The sequence below is a fragment of the Aerococcaceae bacterium DSM 111021 genome, assembly GCA_020112395.1.
In the GTDB taxonomy this organism is placed as follows: domain Bacteria; phylum Bacillota; class Bacilli; order Lactobacillales; family Aerococcaceae; genus Ruoffia.
Window position 1 is genome coordinate 883,642 of record JACCEK010000001.1, and the last position, 17,571, is coordinate 901,212.

At 35.8% G+C, this 17,571-nt stretch carries 17 protein-coding genes; 5 read left to right on the top strand and 12 right to left on the bottom strand.

Annotated elements, in window-relative coordinates; genetic code table 11:
• Positions 1-371: 371 nt before the first annotated feature.
• Both guaA and HYQ40_04020 read right to left on the bottom strand, forming a co-directional pair.
• On the bottom strand, positions 372-1,922 hold the full coding sequence (guaA, locus tag HYQ40_04015; GenBank protein MBZ6526930.1) for a glutamine-hydrolyzing GMP synthase: 1,551 nt from the start codon (positions 1,920-1,922) through the stop codon (positions 372-374).
• Positions 1,923-1,939: 17 nt separating this feature from the next.
• The gene (locus HYQ40_04020) at positions 1,940-2,875 is read right to left on the bottom strand and encodes a type I pantothenate kinase (GenBank protein MBZ6526931.1); all 936 of its coding nucleotides are present in this window, start codon (positions 2,873-2,875) and stop codon (positions 1,940-1,942) included.
• A 516-nt stretch (positions 2,876-3,391) separates the two neighbouring features.
• On the opposite strand from HYQ40_04020, the gene mvk reads away from it, so the two are divergent.
• Genes mvk through HYQ40_04040 form a run of 4 tightly spaced genes read left to right on the top strand, consistent with a single transcriptional unit; the run spans position 3,392 to position 7,644 of the window.
• Positions 3,392-4,384 carry a mevalonate kinase gene (mvk, locus tag HYQ40_04025; protein MBZ6526932.1) on the top strand — a complete coding sequence of 331 codons (993 nt, stop codon included), beginning with the start codon at positions 3,392-3,394 and terminating at the stop codon, positions 4,382-4,384.
• 28 nt (positions 4,385-4,412) lie between these two features.
• Positions 4,413-5,390: a diphosphomevalonate decarboxylase gene (gene mvaD, locus HYQ40_04030; protein ID MBZ6526933.1), complete on the top strand. Its 978-nt coding sequence runs from the start codon at positions 4,413-4,415 to the stop codon at positions 5,388-5,390.
• A gap of 11 nt (positions 5,391-5,401) precedes the next feature.
• Complete coding sequence (locus HYQ40_04035) at positions 5,402-6,556, top strand: phosphomevalonate kinase (GenBank protein ID MBZ6526934.1); 1,155 nt, start codon at positions 5,402-5,404, stop codon at positions 6,554-6,556.
• A gap of 14 nt (positions 6,557-6,570) precedes the next feature.
• Positions 6,571-7,644 carry a type 2 isopentenyl-diphosphate Delta-isomerase gene (locus HYQ40_04040; protein MBZ6526935.1) on the top strand — a complete coding sequence of 358 codons (1,074 nt, stop codon included), beginning with the start codon at positions 6,571-6,573 and terminating at the stop codon, positions 7,642-7,644.
• A gap of 111 nt (positions 7,645-7,755) precedes the next feature.
• On the opposite strand, the gene HYQ40_04045 is transcribed toward HYQ40_04040, so the two are convergent.
• Positions 7,756-9,060: a pyrimidine-nucleoside phosphorylase gene (locus HYQ40_04045; GenBank protein ID MBZ6526936.1), complete on the bottom strand. Its 1,305-nt coding sequence runs from the start codon at positions 9,058-9,060 to the stop codon at positions 7,756-7,758.
• Positions 9,061-9,085: 25 nt separating this feature from the next.
• The gene (rpiA, locus tag HYQ40_04050) at positions 9,086-9,769 is read right to left on the bottom strand and encodes a ribose-5-phosphate isomerase RpiA (protein ID MBZ6526937.1); all 684 of its coding nucleotides are present in this window, start codon (positions 9,767-9,769) and stop codon (positions 9,086-9,088) included.
• A gap of 176 nt (positions 9,770-9,945) precedes the next feature.
• Between rpiA and HYQ40_04055 the strand changes: the two genes are divergently transcribed.
• Entirely contained in the window at positions 9,946-10,590 is a 645-nt protein-coding gene (locus tag HYQ40_04055) for a CpXC domain-containing protein (GenBank protein MBZ6526938.1), read from the top strand.
• Positions 10,591-10,662: 72 nt separating this feature from the next.
• Here HYQ40_04055 and HYQ40_04060 read toward each other — a convergent pair whose 3' ends face one another.
• From HYQ40_04060 to HYQ40_04095, 8 genes are all read right to left on the bottom strand, one after another.
• Positions 10,663-11,613, bottom strand: coding sequence for a glycosyltransferase family 2 protein (locus HYQ40_04060; GenBank protein ID MBZ6526939.1), 951 nt, complete (start codon positions 11,611-11,613; stop codon positions 10,663-10,665).
• The gene (locus HYQ40_04065; GenBank protein MBZ6526940.1) at positions 11,603-12,064 is read right to left on the bottom strand and encodes a GtrA family protein; all 462 of its coding nucleotides are present in this window, start codon (positions 12,062-12,064) and stop codon (positions 11,603-11,605) included. The genes HYQ40_04060 and HYQ40_04065 overlap by 11 nt, the downstream gene beginning before the upstream one ends.
• A gap of 307 nt (positions 12,065-12,371) precedes the next feature.
• Complete coding sequence (locus HYQ40_04070; protein MBZ6526941.1) at positions 12,372-12,737, bottom strand: hypothetical protein; 366 nt, start codon at positions 12,735-12,737, stop codon at positions 12,372-12,374.
• 194 nt (positions 12,738-12,931) lie between these two features.
• A complete protein-coding gene (locus HYQ40_04075; GenBank protein ID MBZ6526942.1) occupies positions 12,932-14,008 on the bottom strand; it encodes an ABC transporter substrate-binding protein in 1,077 nt (358 codons plus the stop codon).
• A complete protein-coding gene (locus HYQ40_04080) occupies positions 14,005-14,832 on the bottom strand; it encodes an ABC transporter permease (protein ID MBZ6526943.1) in 828 nt (275 codons plus the stop codon). The genes HYQ40_04075 and HYQ40_04080 overlap by 4 nt, the downstream gene beginning before the upstream one ends.
• Positions 14,825-15,643 (bottom strand): ABC transporter permease, encoded by an 819-nt coding sequence (locus HYQ40_04085; protein ID MBZ6526944.1) that lies wholly within the window; start codon positions 15,641-15,643, stop codon positions 14,825-14,827. The genes HYQ40_04080 and HYQ40_04085 overlap by 8 nt, the downstream gene beginning before the upstream one ends.
• Before the next feature lie 10 nt (positions 15,644-15,653).
• The gene (locus HYQ40_04090) at positions 15,654-16,745 is read right to left on the bottom strand and encodes an ABC transporter ATP-binding protein (GenBank protein ID MBZ6526945.1); all 1,092 of its coding nucleotides are present in this window, start codon (positions 16,743-16,745) and stop codon (positions 15,654-15,656) included.
• Positions 16,746-17,121: 376 nt separating this feature from the next.
• Positions 17,122-17,559 (bottom strand): VOC family protein, encoded by a 438-nt coding sequence (locus tag HYQ40_04095; GenBank protein ID MBZ6526946.1) that lies wholly within the window; start codon positions 17,557-17,559, stop codon positions 17,122-17,124.
• Positions 17,560-17,571: the final 12 nt, after the last annotated feature.

The following is a 17,571-nucleotide window of genomic DNA, read 5'->3' on the forward strand; positions in this document are numbered from 1 at the left end:
TAAATACAAGAGAAACTTGACATTTAAGCCTTTATGAATTTTTTTTATAAGTTATTAATAAAAAAGCTCCTTACAAACCTAGGTATTTTGACTTCTCTTTTATCAAAAAACAAGTGTTTTCTCCTGTTTCATTTGGTCCATTAATCTGTACTACTTTATTGTCTAGACAAGATTCCATCAATTATGTTTAGCATTTTATATTTGTCAATTAATTGGAATATTGACCTCTTGTCTATAAATTGATAGATATTTAATTCGGTTTATGCTCATCATGATTGATACCGCTCCATACAAAAAAAGCTACGAACCTTTAGATTAAAAGGCTCGTAGCTTTTTTGACTTGTTACTAGTAGTGGGGTTTAAATTTTATTTTACTCCCACTCAATTGTCGAAGGTGGTTTACCCGTTACATCATACACTACACGGTTAACATGAGGAATTTCGTTAACAATACGCTTACTAATCTCATGTAAAATATCCCACGGAATTCTTGCGAACTCACTTGTCATACCATCAATAGAAGTTACAGCTCGAATTCCAACCATGTGGTCATACGTACGGGTATCTCCCATAACTCCAACACTTTTAACGTTTGGTAATGTCGTAAAGTATTGCCAAATATCGCGGTCTAAACCGTGTTTAGCAATTTCTTCACGTAGAATTGCATCTGATTCGCGGACGATTTCTACTTTTTCTTCAGTGATTTCACCTAAGACACGGATACCAAGTCCTGGTCCTGGGAATGGCTGACGCCAAACAATTGAATCTGGCATACCTAAAGCAGTACCTAAAGCACGTACTTCATCTTTGAATAATGTATTCAAAGGTTCGATTAATTCGAATTGCATGTCTTCAGGTAATCCACCCACGTTGTGGTGAGATTTAATCGTTTGAGCAGTTTTAGTACCAGATTCAATAATATCTGTATAAAGCGTACCTTGAGCTAAGAAGTCGATACCTTCTAATTTAGTCGCTTCATCATCAAAGACATAAATAAATTCGTTTCCGATAATTTTACGTTTTTCTTCTGGATCACTTACGCCTGCTAACTTTGTGAAGAAGCGGTCTTTAGCATCAATGCGTATGATATTTAATCCGAATTCTTCTAAGGCAGCCATAACGTGATCTCCTTCATTTTTACGAAGCAAACCATGGTCAACAAAGATACACACTAATTGCTCGCCAATTGCTTTTTGAAGAAGAACTCCTACAACACTTGAGTCTACTCCTCCTGATAAAGCTAATAGCACTTTGCGGTCTCCTACAAGCTCTCGTACTTTAGCAATTTCAATGTCGATAAAGTTCTCCATTGACCATTCGCCGGATACATTACAAATATTGAAGATAAAGTTACGTAGCATATCATTTCCACGTTCACTTGCTCGAACTTCTGGGTGAAACTGAACACCATAGATTTGTCGTTCCGTATTCTCAAACGCAGCAATCGGTGTGCTTTCATTACTTGCAGTAATAGTGAATCCTTCTGGTGCTCTAGTAATTAAGTCTGAATGACTCATTAAGACATTCTCAGTTTTTGATAAATCTTCAAATATCCCTGACTCTGTGTTGCTAATATGAATTGGCATTTGGCCATATTCACGTTTATTTGAGCTTTGCACTTCACCACCAAAGAACTTCGTTGTTAATTGCATTCCATAACAAATTCCAAATATTGGAAGATCTAAGTCATAGATCGCGGGATCAATGTCAAAAGAACCTGGTGCATACACACTATGTGGCCCACCTGACAAGATAATTCCTTTTACCCCATCCATAGCTTTAATTTCTTCAGCTGTTGTGTCATTTGGTAATAATTCACTGAACACTCCAAATTCACGGATACGTCTTGTAATTAATTGGTTGTATTGACTTCCAAAGTCTAATACGACGATTTTTTCAATATCTAATAAATTTGTTTCCATGCTATTCTCCTTTTTAATCAATATTTACGTACGTAAACATTGTCAATCGAATGATTAATCCCTTTATGTAAGATAACATCAGCACGGCCTCGTGTAGGCTGTATATGCTGTACTAAGTTCGTTAAGTTAATTGTATACCAGATTTCATTTCCATAATCTTCCACTTTTTCTTGTGGCCATTTTGAGATTTCATAGAAGTAGTTTGTCGGATCATCTTTAGCTGATTCCATATGCATTATGAATCGATCCATGAACCATTTCTTTATATGAAGTGGATCGGCATCAATATAAATTGAAAAATCAAAAAACTCATTCATATATGTTTGTTGGTTCTCTGGTAATTGGAATGCATTAATCCCTTCAACAATTAAGATATCCGGCTCTTTCATCACTTGCATCTCTCCGGGAACTATATCATAAATTTCATGCGAATAAGTTGGGTACTCAACTTTATCCTTCCCAACTTTAACCTTACTCATAAAATCAACTAAACTAGGCATATCATAACTTTCTGGGAATCCCTTACGCTTCATTATACCACGTCGTTCTAATTCTGCATTGGGATATAGAAAACCATCAGTTGTAACTAAACCAATTCGCTTATCTGGGTAATACTTTTCAAGTAAGCGTTGAAGTACTCTTGCTGATGTACTCTTGCCAACTGCTACACTTCCAGATACACCTATCATAAAGGTATTCGTTTCAAACGAACTTTTCTGTCCAATGATATTAAAGAACTTATCACGTTCTTCACCGTAGTTTTTTTTGTTGTTATGCATTACATCAATATAATGGACTAATGGTACATAAATCTCTTTCACATCATCTTGAGATAATCGATCATTAAGTGAAACAAGTTCTTCCAATCCTACAATTGGTTTTAACGTTCCTTCAAATCGATTAAAATGTTCCCATTCTTCTCTTGAATATTGTGTAAATAATTCGGTAGACAATTAACCACTCCTCAGACTTTACTTTAATTATAAGTATTTTAGCACTCTCGAGGAGTACTTTAAAGACTAGAAAGAAAACATTTTCATTAATGTTTCTAATCAAGCCTATATCCCTGTCTTATCTCGGCCAAAACAGAGATAAGTAAAGTGTCAGAGCGATTCTTTGCAAATACTAAAGAATATTATATAATTATGTTATCAATACGTTTGAATATCATTGTGTATTAATTTTAGAATCTTACCACGGCTTAAAGCAATACACAATAAAATAGCGTTAAAAAACCATGTTTTTCCATTTAATGTTCGGGTTTTATAGATAATTGATTTCTTTTGATTTTAATACTTACTTTTTAAAGAATTAAGTTCTAAACACATTGGATTTCCACTATATATCGTATCATTTCTTCTGGATACGGTTACTTAAGGTTGTATTCTAACAGTATTTATGTAAAATAATAAAGAGATGTAAACACACATATTTATTCATATTATATGGAAATTGATTGGAGGTAAAAAATGGATATTTCGAAGCAGTATAACCAACAATCTGGATTAATTACTTCAGATGATTTACAACAAATCGGGATTGGTACAGCACACAGTAAAATTATCTTAATGGGAGAGCATGCGGTTGTCTATGACTATCCTGCTATAGCCTTGCCTTTTAACTCTGCGAATGTAACAGTTACCATTACACCTTCTCAATCAGACCAATCTTTTATTCATAGTTCATATTATGATGGCGTTTTAGACGACGCTCCTATTACTTTGGATAATCTAAAGCAAGCAATTCTAGTCACTTTGAATAGCTTAAAGCTTACTTCTACTCCGATGGACATCACAATAGATAGTTCTATTCCATCAGGTCGTGGAATGGGTTCATCTGCTGCTGTGAGTGTAGCTCTTGTTCGTGCTTTAGCAAACTTTTACAAACACTCGATCTCAGATTATCAACTTAACTTTATCGTAAACCAAGCTGAAGTGATTGCACATGAATCGACAAGTGGACTAGATACACTTCTAGCAAGCACGAACTCTCCAGTGATTTACCGAAAAAGTAAAGCTGCCAAACCTATTCGACTTAACCTAGATGCCTACTTAATCGTTGCTGATAGTGACATGCCAGGACAGACAAAAACAGCTGTGAGTAAAGTAAGACAATTAAAAGAAGCACGCCCAGAATTCATACGCTCAGCAATGCGTGCAATTGGTGGTTTCGTCCAACAATCTGTTGAAGCCATTCAAGAAAAAAACATCAATGAATTAGGTCGCTTAATGACTTATAATCATTATTACTTAAACCAATTAGAAATTTCAAATTCCCACATCGACCGCATTGTGAATGCCGCTTGGTTAGCTGGTGCTTTAGGCGCTAAATTAACTGGTGGTGGATTAGGTGGGTGTGTTATTGCCCTAGCACAAACCAAAGCAGAAGCATTACTTATTCGACAAGCAATGAGTGAGGCTGGCGCTACAAAAACATGGGAATTAGATTTAAAAACAATATAGAGTGAGGTTTATAATGCAAACTGAAAAAATGGATACAACAACGTATCGTGCTTATACCAACATTGCTTTAATTAAGTATTGGGGAAAACGAAATAAAGAGTTGTTTCTACCAGTGACTAGCAGTCTTTCATTGACATTAGGAGAGTTTTACACAGATACAACCTTGGAATGGAATCGCGATTCCATTCATGATACTTTTACCTTAGATGGTCAAATACAAGATGCAAACGCGATAGATAAAGTATCGCGTTTTATTAATATGTTTAGAGATTTATCTGGTATTCAACGCCCAGTACATGTTAAGAGTATCAATCACGTGCCCACAGCAGCAGGACTTGCTTCTTCAGCTTCAGCTTTTGCAGCTTTGGCTAGTTCATGTAATGATTTATTTGGGACACAACTCTCAGATAAAGAGTTGTCAACTTATGCTCGTCGTGGTTCTGGAAGTGCTACTCGAAGTCTATTCGGTGGTTTTACAATGTGGCATGAAGGTATTGGCAATGATTCTGATTCGAGCTACGCCGAGATGATTGATTCTGCAGATTGGGATATCGGAATGGTTGTTGTAATGATAAACAAACAACAAAAGAAAATAAGTAGCCGTGTTGGGATGGAACATACAATTGAAACTTCACCGTTCTACAAACTTTGGCCAGAAACAGTTGCTGAGGATTTAAACGCAATAATTCCAGCAATCAAAGAACAAGATATTAAAACAATCGGTCAAATTGCTGAACATAATGCAATGAAGATGCATGCAACTATTATTGCTGCAAATCCAAGTATGACTTATTGGGAGCCAGAGTCTTTGACCGCTATGAATACTGTTCGAGAACTTCGTGAAGCAGGAATTGATTGTTACTTTACAATGGATGCGGGACCTAATGTTAAAGTCATTTGTCGTTTGAGCCAGGCGGATCAAATTAAAGAAGCTTTTGAAAAACACTTTTCAAGTGACCGCCTAGTGATTACAGGACCAGGTAAATCCCCTCACAAGATTAATTAGGAGTGATGACATTGTCAAAACAATTAACTATTCAGTCACTTTTTAAAAAAACAACAAATAATGAGATTAGTTCCGTAAAGGTTCCGGGAAAACTTTTCATTACGGGAGAATATGCTATTCTCTTTCCAAAACAACCTGCTATTATTATTGCCGTTGACCAGTTTTTAACTGCAAATGTCACGCCAAGTCAACAAACCAAAGCAGGTGTAATAACAACTGATCTATCTGAATTAACACCACTTGAGTATGTAAGGATAGATGGTCAGTTTCATGTTGATTCAAATGTATCTTCTAGTTGGCATTACGCTATAAACGCTGTGAATGTCGCTGAAGCTCTATTACATAGCTTAGACATACCTATTTCAAATTATAATATTCATTTTAATTCAGATTTAGTTAATAAAGATGGTTTAAAATTCGGTTTAGGTTCAAGCGGTGCTATTGTCGTTGCGACTATCAAAGGTTTATTGAATTTTCATGGCGTTAATGCTCTTGATAACGAAACAATCTTTAAATTAGCTGCAATCGCCTTAACATTATCAAAATCTAATGGTAGTCTGGCAGATATTGCTACAATCACAACAGGCGGATGGGTCTATTACCAATCCTTTGATCGTCAGTGGCTAAAGAATCAAGTTGAAGCAGGTACTCCAGTAGATATAATTCTTTTAACAGATTGGCCTGATTTAATTATCGAATCACTTAATGTACCAGATGATCTAGCGTTATTAATTGGTTGGACTCAATCTCCTGCATCTACTGATAATTTAGTCGGTCAATTATTAGAAAGATATACAAAACATGACGAGGCTTTCAACCTGTTCTTAAAGAATGCTGCTACTTCTGTTGAGCGAATGAGGTTTGCTTTTAATGAGAATAATCTAGCGACAATTCAAACAGAAATCCGAACGTATCGTCAACTTTTAATTGACTTAGCTAAAGCCTATCAACTTAACATCGAAACGACTAAACTGACTCAATTTATTGAATCGGCTCTTCCATACACTTTCTCTGCTAAGTCTTCTGGTGCAGGTGGTGGTGACTGTGGTATTGCAATAGGCCATAAAGATGCCTCAACTGAGGCTTTAATCAAAGAGTGGGAACTGGAGGACATTGTAGCTTTACCGCTTCAAGTGACACCGCCCTTCTCTATTGAAACAACTTAATATCGGAGGCAATTATGACAAAAGATATTCAACCTTCACTTGCTCAACAACGTAAAGATGATCATGTGAACTTAGCGTTAGAACAACAAAACAAATTAAATACATCGCCGTTCGATGATATTCGCTTTATGCATCATTCATTCAGTGATGTAAAATTTGATGATATCGATATTTCAACTAACTGGGCGAATACAACTCATCGCTTACCTTTCTATATTAATGGTATGACTGGCGGCTCAAAATATACTCGACAGTTCAATGATTCACTGTCAAAACTTGCACATGAAACTGGGCTAGCGATGGCTTCAGGTTCAGTCAGTGTTGCTTTAAAAGAACCTGAAGTCAGAGACTCATTCACGATTATTCGTAAAAACAACCCAAATGGCTTTGTTATGGCAAACTTAGGCGCGCATCATGACTTAGAAAATGCCAAGCGTGCTGTTGATTTACTTCAAGCGAATGCTTTACAAATTCATTTAAATACACCGCAAGAAGTCGTTATGCCTGAAGGTGACCGTGACTTTTCAATGTGGAAAGATAACATTCATCACATCGTTAAAGATTTAGGTGTGCCAGTCATTGTTAAAGAAGTTGGCTTTGGTATGAGCAAAGAAACAATCGAAGAATTAATATCGCTTGGTGTGAAAAATGTCGATGTAAGTGGTCGAGGCGGAACTAACTTCGTCAATATCGAGAACGATCGACGAGACACAATCGATTACAGTTTACTTGGAGAATGGGGACAAACAACACCGGAGTCCTTATTAGAATCGCTATCATTACAAAAAGAAGTGAACATTCTCGCAAGTGGCGGCGTTCGAACTTATTACGATATAGTTAAAGCAATCGCACTCGGAGCAAAAGCAACTGGTTTATCAGGTAAGTTACTCTCAACTGTTCATCAGGAAGGTGTGGAAGCTGCAACTCAGGTTGTTCTAGACTGGGAAAAAGCAATCAAACACATGCTTCTATTACTTAACTGTCGTAACCTTGAAGAATTACAACAAACTCAACTATTACTTCGTGGTCCACTGCGTGACTATGCAGATTTACGTGAGATTGATTATAAATATTTAGCCAAGCGCTAAGCAAAAATTCCCACCTACTCTACTTTGAGTAAGTGGGAATTTTTGTTTAGATTATAGTATTGTTCAAACTTGTTTCATACGTTTTTTGATGTATTATATATTACTTTTTTGTTAAGCGTGATTAATCGTATCTACAATCAGTTGAATAGGGTCACTATGATCACTAATGGTAAAGGCATTGTTCAATTTTTCTTTGACCTCATCAATATTCTCAGTGTTTGAGTGCACGACTACAACTGGATCACCTTTTTTCACTTTATCGCCAACCTTTACTTTCAATACTACACCGACAGCTGGATCGATATCGTCTGTATACTTCTCGCGACCAGCTCCAAGGATACTACATGCAATCCCTACCTCATGAGCAATCCACTCACTAATTACACCGTCTCGTTCTGCAACAATGGGAATTTGATATTTAGCTTGAGGGAGTAATTCTGGGTTATCAACGACAGCTGGATTACCACCTTGATGTTCAATGAAATGACGCAATGTTTCTAAAGCTTCACCATTATTAATTTTTTCTTGTAATAACGTTTTTCCTTCTTCTAATGTATCAACTTTATTAGCTGCCATTAACATTTGACTACCAAGTACGAGACATAACTCTGTTAAGTCAGTTGGTCCTTCGCCTCTTAAAGTATCAATGGCTTCTTGAACTTCTAAAGCGTTCCCAACCGCAAAGCCAAGTGGCTGGCTCATATCTGAGATAACAGCCAAAGTCTTACGGTTTACTTGTTCACCAATTTGAACCATTGTTTCAGCTAGTTGACAGGCTTGCTCAACTGTCTTCATGAAAGCACCGTCCCCGACTTTAACGTCAAGAACAATAGCATCAGCACCTGATGCTATCTTTTTACTCATAATTGAACTCGCAATTAATGGAATCGATTGAACCGTACTTGTTACATCGCGTAAGCCGTACATTTTCTTATCAGCTGGCGCTAAATTACCTGTTTGACCAACAACTGCTACCTTGTTCTTATTAACAAGCTCGATAAATTTCTCAATAGGCACTTCAATTTCAAAGCCATCAATTGCTTCGAATTTATCCAATGTACCACCAGTGTGGCCTAACCCACGCCCACTCATCTTAGCAACTGGAACACCAGCGCTCGCTACTAATGGTGCGAGTACGATGGTCGTTGTATCTCCAACACCACCCGTTGAATGTTTATCTACTTTGACACCTTCAATATCAGATAAGTCGATTTGGTCGCCACTCTCAACCATAGCCATAGTCAAATGACTCGCTTCTTCTTCATTCATTCCTTTGAAGTAAATTGCCATCATCCATGCACTCACTTGGTAATCTGGGATAGATGAATCAGTAAATCCTTCAACAATAAAACGAATCTCTTCTTCGGTTAAAGCTTTACCCATTTGTTTTTTTTCAATGATATCTACTACTCTCATAACTTGTCTCCTCTTCTGACACTATTTAATTTCGTTTAATTTCTTGAACATTTCCTTCAGCGTCACCTGATAAGATTGTATCAGGGTAATTTAAGAATAAACCATGTTCAACAACACCAACCATATTACTTAACTCAAAGGCAAGTTGATGCGGATTTTGAATCTCATCTAAGTGTAAATCTATTATATAATTTCCTGAATCTGTGATAAATAGCGTATCTTCACCTGATTTTCTAAATGTTGGATTCATACCTGCTTGGTCAAACGTACGGAATAACTTCCAACTACCGAATTGGACAATCTCTATTGGAAGTGGGAATTTTCCTAACGCGTCCACTAACTTATCTTCAGTGACAATCCAGATAATACGACGGCTATTTTGCGCAACAATCTTCTCGTATAATAAAGCCCCTCCGCCACCTTTAATTCCATTAAAATCTTGTGTGGTTTCATCCGCACCATCAACAAGTAAATCAATAAAGTTAACGTCGTCAAGCGAACGGCTAGGAATGCCTAAAGACTTCATCTGCGTCAACGTACGACGTGATGTCGCTACGCCAACAACATGATTCAGTTCGCCAGCTTGTATTCTTTTTCCAACTTCATCTATAAAATAATAGGCAGTTGATCCAGTTCCAAAGCCAACTACCATCCCATCTTCGACATAATCTGCCGCTTTTCGACCTACAGCTTCTTTACCTAAAGACATATTGTCATCCACCTTATCCTCTGTCATATTTGGGCTCTGCTTCGCTTTGGTAGCCCTACCAAGTAAATTATAGCATATTCATTAATACTTGTTACCTTAGATATCGTATAAATTATCTAATTTTGTTATAATGAATATATTGTTTAAATTAATAGAACAGCTTCTAGGAGGATTCGATGAAACAAGTAGTTAAAATTAAATGTCCTGTCTGTCAAACACCTGCCTCACAAGAGGTTGAAACTCGCGTAAATTCTATTTTGCAACCCAACTTAAAAAAAGATTTATTAAATGGTCAATTGCAATTTTTTGAATGTAGTGACTGTGGTGCACGCCGACAAATTGAAACAGATTTTCTATATCATGATCCAAAGAACAAATTTATGGTCTTTTTGATTCCTAACTTAAGAAAGAAACAAGATCAACTAAGTACCTTATTAGAAAACGTTGCACGAGATGAGAAAGTAAACCTTTCAGATTATGAGTTACGTATTGTTACGCATCATCCAGATTTAGTTGAAAAAATTCAATTATTCGACAATGGTTATAATGACCGTGAAGTCGAGATTGTTAAGTTATTGACTGATGGACTATTTGCTAAAGAAAGACCCAACGAAGAAGTGAAATCACGCTTTTTCTACATGAAAAATAAAGAACCAAAGATTATGTACATTACGGCTAATGAACAACTGTTAGTTGATTTTAGTGATAACTTACATACCTTTGCTAAAGATAAATACAAAAAAGTTGTATCTACATCTGAAAAAGGTCAATTCCATTTAATTAATGCGGAATGGGCAGCACATGCATTGAGCGGTAATTAACACAAATAGAAAACCGTCTAAGTATCTACGCAATTTGCGTTGGATTCTTAGACGGTTTTCACTACTTTATAATTACTTGTCATCTCGTTTATGTACTTCCTTTACGATATAGAGTGGACGACGCTTTGTCTCGTTAAAGATTTTTGCGACATACTTACCAACAATTCCTAAACAGAAAAGATGAAGTCCTCCCATACCAACTATTAGAACTGCCAGACTAGGCCATCCTGGTGTGACTACACCTAATATCATTGTCTTCACAATGATATATACCCCATAAATACTTGAAAGGATGAATATAACTAAACCTAGCATACTGGCAAAGGTTAATGGTGCATCTGAAAAACTAATAAAACCATCAAAAGCATAATTGATGAGTTGAAGAAACGACCAAGATGAATCTCCAGCACTTCGTTCTACATTATAGTAATCTAGATACTTCACTTTATAACCGACCCAGCTAAAGATTCCTTTAGAGAAACGGTTACGCTCTGGTAAGCTTAAGACCGCTTCTACCACTTCTCGTTTCATTAAGCGGTAATCCCGTACACCTTCTTCTAACTTTACATCAGAGATAAGATTATTTAACTTATAGTACATATTCGCAAAGAACGATCTGACTGGTGGTTCACCATCTCGATTCACCCTTTTCGTTCCAACTACATCATAATCTTCTTCAGTGATCAAGCGGTGCATCTCTAAAAGCATCTCAGGTGGATCTTGTAAATCAGCATCCATTAATGCTACCCATTCTCCTTGAGCATGCTCTAATCCAGCAATAATACCTGCTTCTTTTCCAAAGTTTCTTGAGAAAGATATATAACTCACACGATCAGGATATTTAATAGCGAGTTGCTTAATAACTTCAAGTGTTTTATCTCGAGACCCATCATTGACGAATAGCGTTTCAATAAAAACCGATGGTAATTTCTTTTGTGTTTCTAAAATCGCGTTCATAAATATTTCAAGTGTCTCTTCTTCGTTATAAGAAGGTACTACGATTGTCATAATATTATTTGTCATAGTGATTAGCCTCCTCTACTACAATTTCTTTAGTCTCAACTGAATAAATTGGTTGTTCTTCACTGGATTCATCCAATAAAATTTTACGTGATACAAAATTAAACACCATCACAAAACCTGTAACGAATATTTTTGATATCATGACCGCCAAGCCAAACCATTCCACAAAAACAACCATGAGTAATTGCGTTAGAATTAAACCGATGATACTTAATACTAAAAATATCGTGAACTCTTTACCACGTTGACTTTTATCGTACTTACTAACAAAAATATATCGCATACTTGCCCAGTAATTAAACATAGTGGCAACGATGAATGCGATAGCCGTCCCTATTAAGTAATTTATACCAAGTATTTCATAGATAATATACAATACTACAAAATCTATCAGCGTCGAAATCCCACCGACAACAGCAAAATTAAAGAACTGCTGTAATAATCGTTTCATTCATTATCCTTCTTTCCATACTTTAATATTATTTAATGCGTTAATATTCAGAAGTATAATTTTCCTAAGCCTCTTCTATTAAGCGGAAAACTCGCTACTTTAGAGGGTTTTCTATTGTAAAAAGAACTTAGACAAAATAACTACCCCTTATAGTAACGGATTTCCACTAAATATAAAAGCATTACGTTACTTTCTATAGGAACATAATTTGAGATTATACACAATTTAAATAAAGAGGTTCGTTTCCGAACCTCTTTTTATGCTTTAGTCGCGATATTTTTATGAATAATCGCATTCTTTTTCATTTTTATAATGCCTTAACTTCAACCGTACATATGGGTTTGGATTCTGGTAAATCCTTACTGCTATCTATTTCAAAAGCTATAATCCATTCCCCTTCAGGAATCAATCCATGTTTGGCATCACTACTTGTATTGAGTTCTTTTTCATGGATTTTTATTAAGCGTTCTTCATGCATTTGCGTTGTTTCTGCTCTTAAATTATAACAACTATCGTAAACTAATACGAGATTAATATAATCATAAGTCATATTAATTGAAAGTAAGACCCCTTCCAAGTTGTCTGGTACAACAAACCGCTCAATGATAAAGGATGAAGATTTGGTATAATCCCTCCTTGTTATATCAATATTAATTTTATCTAGTAATACCATAATTTCATCCCCCTTTTATGATATCTCTATCATAACAAGTGAATATAAATTTAATGCTAGTTTCTTGTAAATTTTATGTAAATATTGGTCTATTAGATTACAATCATATTAAAACGTAGAAAAGTGGCTTTTAATAAACAATTGAGGACTCATACTCACGTTTATAAAAAACCACTTTATAAAATAATTATCTATTAATCTCTTGGTTCAATCTTTACTTCCAAAAATAAATCATTGTACTCAATTAACTTCTCTTGGCCTAGTCCTCGATATACTTCAAGTTTATCAATTGTTTCTTCACTTGGATAGAACGCCTCGTCAGAAGTTACTTCTGGATCCATAAGTGCTATTGCGGATTCGTTAGGAGTTGAATACCCAACGTAATCTGCATTTTGGGCTGCAACTTCAGGTCTCAGTAAGAAGTCAATTAGTGCATGAGCCCCTTCAATATTTTGAGCATTATGGGGAATAACAATATTATCAAACCATAAGTTTGATCCTTCTTCTGGCAGTATATAAGCTAATTCTGGATTCTCCCAGATCGCCATCGATGCTTCTCCAGAGAATGTTACTCCGATTGTCGCTTCTTCGTTACCTAGATGCATCTTCATCTCATCTGCAACTAAAGCCAGAATATTAGGCATCAATGTCTTCATCTTATCTGTCGCTTCTCTTAGTCTAGCGCTATCCGTTTCATTCAGTGAATAGCCTAGCGATTGCAGACCAATACCTAACACTTCTCTCGCTCCATCATAAATCATAATATTATTACGAAACTTAGGATTCCAAAGATCATCCCACTGCTCCACTTCATGTGCTTCTACATAGTTTGTATTGTAGATAATACCTAATGTCCCCCAGAAATAAGGAATTGAAAACCGATTATTCGGATCAAATTCTAAATCTAAAAATCGTGGGTTAATATTTTTTAAGTTAGGTAGTAATGAATGATCAATCTCTTGTAGTAAGTTTCCTTCAATCATTTGTTCAATCATATATTCACTCGGCACAGCAACATCATAGCTAGTTCCACCTTGCTCAATTTTAGTCACCATTGCTTCATTCGAATCAAAGGTTTCGTAAATGACCGAATAACCTGTTTCTTCTTCAAACTGTGTGAGTAACTCAGGGTCTATGTAATCACCCCAATTGTAAAAGACAATTGTATTACCATCTGTCAGACCTAAGCTACTTTCTAATTGATGTCTGAAACCAAACAACACCGCAACAATTAATAATATGCCTATTAACATTGTGATTAATTGTTTCATCGTAGCCCACCTACTTTATTACCGGCTTGCTTTCGTGATTTTCTTTGATCACTCATTTGAATTTGGTAATATCCAAACACTAAACCTAAAGCTAGGACAAACATCAAGGTACTTAGTGCATTAATCTCTAAGCTGATTCCAGTTCGTGCTCTTGAATACACTTCAATGGAGACTGTACTAAAGCCGTTTCCAGTTACAAAGAACGTCACTGCAAAGTCATCTAAAGAGTATGTGAATGCCATGAAAAATCCTGACACTATGCCTCGTACAATACTTGGGATAACAACACGTGATAATATTTGCCAATGTGTTGCCCCTAAATCTTGGGCAGCAGTAATCATATTGGGATTCATCTCATATAACCGCGGTAAAACCATTAAAACTACAATTGGAATACTAAAAGCAACGTGAGCAAGTAATACACTCCAAAAGCCTAGGCGTAACGGTAATAAACTTGAAAATAATATTAAGAAACTCGCACCCATCATAACATCCGGTGTAACCATCAAAACATTATTCATATTTAACAAAGTCTGACGCTGACTATTCAAGCGAGCATAATATATTGCTATGGCACCAAAAGTACCTATTGCAGTTGCAAGTGTTGCTGAAAGTAACGCGATAATAAAGGTATTCATAATAAATGACAATAAGCGCTTATCAGAAAATAAGGTATGGTAATGTTCAAACGTGAAACCAGTAAAGTTTGACATATCTCCTCCGCTATTGAATGAGTATGCAATTAAATAACCGATAGGTAGGTACAATATAATGAAAACTGCGATTATATAAAGGTTTGACCATTTGAATTTACAATTAGTCATTACCTACACCCCCTTGATCATTTCGGCTACGAGTAAGATACATCACTAAAACCATCGATACCATTAGAACAACACCAATTGTTGCTCCCATTCCCCAGTTTTGTGTGACTAAGAAATGTTGCTCTACGGCAGTCCCCAAAGTAATGACTCGGTTCCCACCAATCAAACGCGTTAACATGAATAATGACAGTGACGGGATAAACACTGCTTGTACACCACTTCTCACACCACGCATTGAAAGTGGCATGATCACTCGACGAACGGTAATCCATTCACTTGAACCTAAGTCTGTGCTTGCCTCAATCAATGAATTTGGAATCTCATCAATTGAGTTGAAGATAGGTAAAAGCATAAATGGCAATTCAATATAAGCCGCAACTAATAAAAATGCTGCATTCGTAAATAACATTTGTTGGGAGTCAAAGCCTATATTCATTAAGAATGTATTGATCGGACCTGTTTGGCTTAAAATCCCAATAAACGCATAAATTTTAAGAAGCAGGTTAATCCATGTTGGTAAAATAATTAGTAATAACCATAAATCTTTACGTTTTGTTTTTGATAGGAAATAAGCCATTGGATAGGCAATAATAATTGTCACTAAAGTCACTAAGAACGCATATAAAAAAGAACTCACTGTCATAATTAAATAGTTTCTGTTCGTAAAATAATGAATATAATTACCAAAGGTAAACTGACCCGCGAGGTCAAAAAAAGATTGATATAATAATAAAAGTATCGGTGCGATAACAAATAAAACAATCCACAAGTAATACGGTATTGCTAATAAATGATGTTTTTTCGTATTCATTATCCTACCTCTAGTCTTCATACTGTTCTAGACGCGCATCGAAATCTTCTTCCGATTCATTGAATCGCATAACATGAATATCACTTGGTCCGAATTGAAGTCCAATCCGTGATCCCGTTTCAACTTTTTTAGTCGTATGAATCATCCAACTATTTTGGTCTTCATCAAAAGCAATCACTTCGTTAAACACACCACGGAATAATTGTGTATCAACTCTAGCAACAATTTGACCGTCTTCAGGTGCTGTAATTTCTATATCTTCTGGACGAATAACCACTTCTACAGCTTCGCCACGCGGAATTCCACCGTCTTCACATTCAAATAAGTGACCGACAAATTCAACTCGATAATCCTCAATCATTCGCGCTTCAACAATATTACTCTCACCAATAAAATCAGCAACATAGCGGTTAATCGGTTCATCATATATATCAACTGGCGTTCCTGATTGAACGATTTCTCCGTTATTTAATACATAGATCCAATCAGACATCGCTAGCGCCTCTTCTTGATCATGTGTGACAAATACGAATGTGATTCCTAAACGTCTTTGTAATTCTCGTAATTCATATTGCATCTCTGTTCTTAATTTTAAATCTAATGCCGATAAGGGTTCGTCTAATAAAAGAACGTCGGGTTCATTTATTAAAGCTCTTGCTATTGCTACACGCTGCTTTTGTCCACCTGACAAAGCATCAATGTAGCGCTCATCAAACCCTTCTAACCGCACTAACCGTAACATCTCTGCTACTTTCTTCTTAATCGTTGCTTTGTCGACTTTTTTAACTGATAAGCCAAAAGCGATATTATCAAAGATATTCATATGCGGGAAAAGTGCATAATCTTGAAATACAGTGTTAACCTTCCTTTGATTTGCAGCAACCTTAGTCACTTCGTTACCATCAATCAATACTTGCCCAGATGTAGCTTTCGTAAATCCTGCGATAATTCGCAAAATAGTAGTTTTACCACACCCTGAAGGGCCAAGTAAGGTATAAAACTTACCTTTCTCTAATTCCATATCAATGGACTTTAACACTTGTGTATCATCGAATGATTTTGTTACACCATGCAATTCAACACTATAACCTTGTTTTACCATATGCACATTCTCCTCTGCATAATTTTTTGTCATTATTGACTCCTTTGAAACCGATTTGAAAGAAAATAGTTCTTTCGAGATGAAATTATAGCATATGGTTTCTAAGTAAGACACACTTATTTACACGAAAATTAATCTTTTTAAAAACGTGTATAAAGACTGTAATACCAACGGTTTATGATTGGTGATTATACTATGAGTAAACTTAAACTGAATACATTGAGATAAAGTTTGAGTTGATTAAACTTGAATTCTATCTTGTTCAATAACGTTTAAGTTTGTCTAACTTAAACACAATCGAACAAATTAAAAGCAAGTTGATTTCTAAAATTTCCCAACAAAAAAATGCTAAGCATAATTGCTTAGCATTTTAAATTTACTCTGAAATCATATTTTTATATGTTTCATACCGTTCTTCAAATGATATTACTTCTATAACTTGATTTATTGTCCAAGTGTAGCCAAATGGATCTACGATTTCTGCGTGTTTTGTTCCCATAAACACATCGGGTTCTTGAGTAACTTTAGCACCGTTGTCGATCGCTTTTTTCAGTGTGACTTCCACATCTTCAACTTCCATTTGTAGCCAAATAGAATCTACTTCACCTTGCTTAGGTGGAAAACATTCAAAGGCTGCATTCTCATCGATGAGCCGTAAATCGACATTGCCTACCCTTACATTCGCTTCATTATTTGCAATTGCTTCAGTAAACTCATAAACATCTAAACGAACACCATCAAACACTTTTTCATAAAACGTAAGTGCTTTTGTTGCACTTGAAACGACTAAATTTAAAGTTAATATATTTGCCATCGTTATCCTCCT

Excerpts from the sequence above, each read along its gene's own strand:
- mvaD (MBZ6526933.1), top strand. The coding sequence starts at position 4,413 with ATGGATACAACAACGTATCGTGCTTATACCAACATTGCTTTAATTAAG.
- HYQ40_04080 (MBZ6526943.1), bottom strand. The coding sequence starts at position 14,832 with ATGACTAATTGTAAATTCAAATGGTCAAACCTTTATATAATCGCAGTT.
- rpiA (MBZ6526937.1), bottom strand. The coding sequence starts at position 9,769 with ATGTCTTTAGGTAAAGAAGCTGTAGGTCGAAAAGCGGCAGATTATGTC.
- HYQ40_04055 (MBZ6526938.1), top strand. The coding sequence starts at position 9,946 with ATGAAACAAGTAGTTAAAATTAAATGTCCTGTCTGTCAAACACCTGCC.
- mvk (MBZ6526932.1), top strand. The coding sequence starts at position 3,392 with ATGGATATTTCGAAGCAGTATAACCAACAATCTGGATTAATTACTTCA.
- HYQ40_04070 (MBZ6526941.1), bottom strand. The coding sequence starts at position 12,737 with ATGGTATTACTAGATAAAATTAATATTGATATAACAAGGAGGGATTAT.
- HYQ40_04085 (MBZ6526944.1), bottom strand. The coding sequence starts at position 15,643 with ATGAATACGAAAAAACATCATTTATTAGCAATACCGTATTACTTGTGG.
- HYQ40_04090 (MBZ6526945.1), bottom strand. The coding sequence starts at position 16,745 with ATGGTAAAACAAGGTTATAGTGTTGAATTGCATGGTGTAACAAAATCA.
- guaA (MBZ6526930.1), bottom strand. The coding sequence starts at position 1,922 with ATGGAAACAAATTTATTAGATATTGAAAAAATCGTCGTATTAGACTTT.
- HYQ40_04045 (MBZ6526936.1), bottom strand. The coding sequence starts at position 9,060 with ATGAGAGTAGTAGATATCATTGAAAAAAAACAAATGGGTAAAGCTTTA.
- HYQ40_04060 (MBZ6526939.1), bottom strand. The coding sequence starts at position 11,613 with ATGACAAATAATATTATGACAATCGTAGTACCTTCTTATAACGAAGAA.
- HYQ40_04065 (MBZ6526940.1), bottom strand. The coding sequence starts at position 12,064 with ATGAAACGATTATTACAGCAGTTCTTTAATTTTGCTGTTGTCGGTGGG.
- HYQ40_04040 (MBZ6526935.1), top strand. The coding sequence starts at position 6,571 with ATGACAAAAGATATTCAACCTTCACTTGCTCAACAACGTAAAGATGAT.
- HYQ40_04075 (MBZ6526942.1), bottom strand. The coding sequence starts at position 14,008 with ATGAAACAATTAATCACAATGTTAATAGGCATATTATTAATTGTTGCG.
- HYQ40_04095 (MBZ6526946.1), bottom strand. The coding sequence starts at position 17,559 with ATGGCAAATATATTAACTTTAAATTTAGTCGTTTCAAGTGCAACAAAA.